At 65.3% G+C, this 2,017-nt stretch carries 3 protein-coding genes and 1 pseudogene; 2 read left to right on the plus strand and 2 right to left on the minus strand.

The genetic code is table 11. From position 1 onward, the window contains the following. A partial coding sequence (locus JHD07_RS38625; RefSeq protein ID WP_291631782.1) for a Crp/Fnr family transcriptional regulator occupies positions 1-469 on the minus strand: 469 nt, incomplete at its 3' end. Positions 470-625: 156 nt separating this feature from the next. On the opposite strand from JHD07_RS38625, the gene JHD07_RS38630 reads away from it, so the two are divergent. Together JHD07_RS38630 and JHD07_RS38635 are read left to right on the plus strand one after the other, a co-directional pair. Then, positions 626-859 (plus strand): hypothetical protein, encoded by a 234-nt coding sequence (locus JHD07_RS38630; RefSeq protein ID WP_291631783.1) that lies wholly within the window; start codon positions 626-628, stop codon positions 857-859. Between the two features lie 17 nt (positions 860-876). Then, positions 877-1,578: a Crp/Fnr family transcriptional regulator gene (locus JHD07_RS38635; RefSeq protein ID WP_291631786.1), complete on the plus strand. Its 702-nt coding sequence runs from the start codon at positions 877-879 to the stop codon at positions 1,576-1,578. A 28-nt stretch (positions 1,579-1,606) separates the two neighbouring features. On the opposite strand, the pseudogene JHD07_RS38640 reads toward JHD07_RS38635, so the two are convergent. Beyond that, positions 1,607-2,017: pseudogene (locus tag JHD07_RS38640) on the minus strand (cupin); the annotation flags it as partial.

The raw sequence follows: 2,017 nt of genomic DNA on the forward strand, positions 1-2,017 counted from the left end.
GGTGGGCCATGCGCGCCTGCATCGGCCGGGCGCTGGTGTTGGTGATGGCTTCGCGAAAGATCGAGGCGTCGAGCAACGTCTCGCGCCAGACGGCGAGGCCGAAGGTCGGCCGTCGCCGGAAGGCGTTGAACAGTTCGCGATGCGCGATGAAAGCGACGGTGGCGGGTCCCAGCGCACTTAGCCCATGGTCCATCTCGTCGATGAAGAGCCCCTGTGCGTCAGGCAGGTCGCCGGTGAGATGGAACGACAGATATTGCCGTCGCCCGCTGCCGAGCAGATGGTAACGGGCGACCATGCCGGACACGACGAGCGCGGAATGCTCGGGCTTATCGCCTTGACGGATGAAGTCCTCGTTCGGTTCGAAATCACGTTGCATGAAGGTGAGCGCCCGGATTTCGGTGATGTCCTCCTCCGCGAGCACCGTGTGCTCGCCGAGGTTCCGGATCAATACATCGTGGGCTTTATCCATACCGCTGCCAAAAATCGCACCGGTTCTATCAAATGATACGTCCGGCTTGCATTCAGCGGACTAGAACGCACAACGGAAGCACAGGTTGCTAACCGATTTGCGACACTGCGGTCGCATCCATCCCGTTCCCCCGAAAGCGGACCTAGCGCCCTTCTCATGAGTCCCACCACGATGCTGGAGCGCATCTGCCATCTGTTCACAGCTGATCGAGGCAAGCACCTTGATCGCATCAGCGACGCCTTGCCGAACGGCACGCCGCGAGAGCCGGCGCATCCGATGTCGGACCAGGAGCTCGCCCGCGCCATCCGGGAGTTCCACACCGGGCCGGTGTCCGACCGGACCCTCGCCGAGCTGTCGCGGCGCTTCGCCGAAGTGCCGCGAGACGCCTGAATCGCGCTGCTACGCTCATGCCACATCCGAAGTTTCTCGCGCATCTTCAGGCGATCGAAAACCTGTCCGAGGCCGAACGCGGGCAGGTCGCGGCCCTGCCCTCCACCCTGCGCCAGGTCGCGGACGGCGAGATCGTGCTGCGCCAGGGCGAGGCCGCCTCGCGCTGCGTCTTCGTCGTCAGCGGCTTCCTCTATCAGGCGCGCATCGTCGGCGACCGTAGCCAGATCCTCGCCTTCCATGTCCCGGGCGACATGCCGTGCCTGCACACACTGCTGGTCTCGCCCATGGATGCGGATCTCGTCGGCCTCGGGCCGACCATCGTCGGCACCGTCGCGCACAGCCAGCTCAAGCAGCTGCTCGACGGCTCGATCCATTTGACCCGCGCGTTCTGGCGCGAGACGCTGATCGACGCGGCGATCTCGCGGCAATGGATCGCCCGCCTCGGCGCGCAGGCGGCGCTGCCCAAAGTGGCCCATCTCATCTGCGAGCTTGCCGCGAGGCTGGAGGTCGTCGGCCTTGTCAAGGATGGCTGCTTCCAGATGCCGATGACGCAGCGCCACGTTGCGGACGCCTGCGGACTATCCATTGTCCACGCCAATCGCACCATCCAGGAGCTCAGGCATCGCGGATTGATTGCCTGGGAGGGCAGCGAGATCGAGCTGCTGCAAGCCGAGGAGCTGCGCAAGCTGGCGGATTTCCGGCCGGATTATCTGGGCTGAGCGCCGGCAGGAGATGCGACGCCTTCGCTTAGGCGCCGGCGCGCTCCTTCCGCCACGCCTCGCGCAACGGGCCGCTGCGCCCATGGACCGGGTCCGTGGGCGGTTTGCGGACCTTGGCGATGCGGTTAGCAGCGTCGGGACGCTCGCGCGTGTCGGTGCACTCGTCATAGGTCCCGCCTTCCGGATACGCGCCGACCACGAGAAAATCCCGGCTGGACTCGATGAGCCGATGCCCGGTGCCCGCGGGAAGGACCAGGACATCACCGGCCCTTAAGCTCAGAACCCGCCCCTTGACGCCGCCACACTCGATCCGGGCCGAACCGCGTGCCACGCCCATCACTTCGTGGATTTGCGAATGATAATGCACGAAGTCGTAGACGGTATCGCGCCACGAGCGGGCCCAGCCATTGCTGTCGAACAGCGCGTCGATGACGACCTC

Origin of the sequence: Bradyrhizobium sp. (assembly GCF_016462955.1) — a bacterium.
In the GTDB taxonomy this organism is placed as follows: domain Bacteria; phylum Pseudomonadota; class Alphaproteobacteria; order Rhizobiales; family Xanthobacteraceae; genus Bradyrhizobium.

Bases quoted from the DNA above. Each gene is read 5' to 3' on its own strand.
- JHD07_RS38635 (WP_291631786.1), top strand. From the start codon at position 877: ATGCCACATCCGAAGTTTCTCGCGCATCTTCAGGCGATCGAAAACCTG.
- JHD07_RS38630 (WP_291631783.1), top strand. From the start codon at position 626: ATGAGTCCCACCACGATGCTGGAGCGCATCTGCCATCTGTTCACAGCT.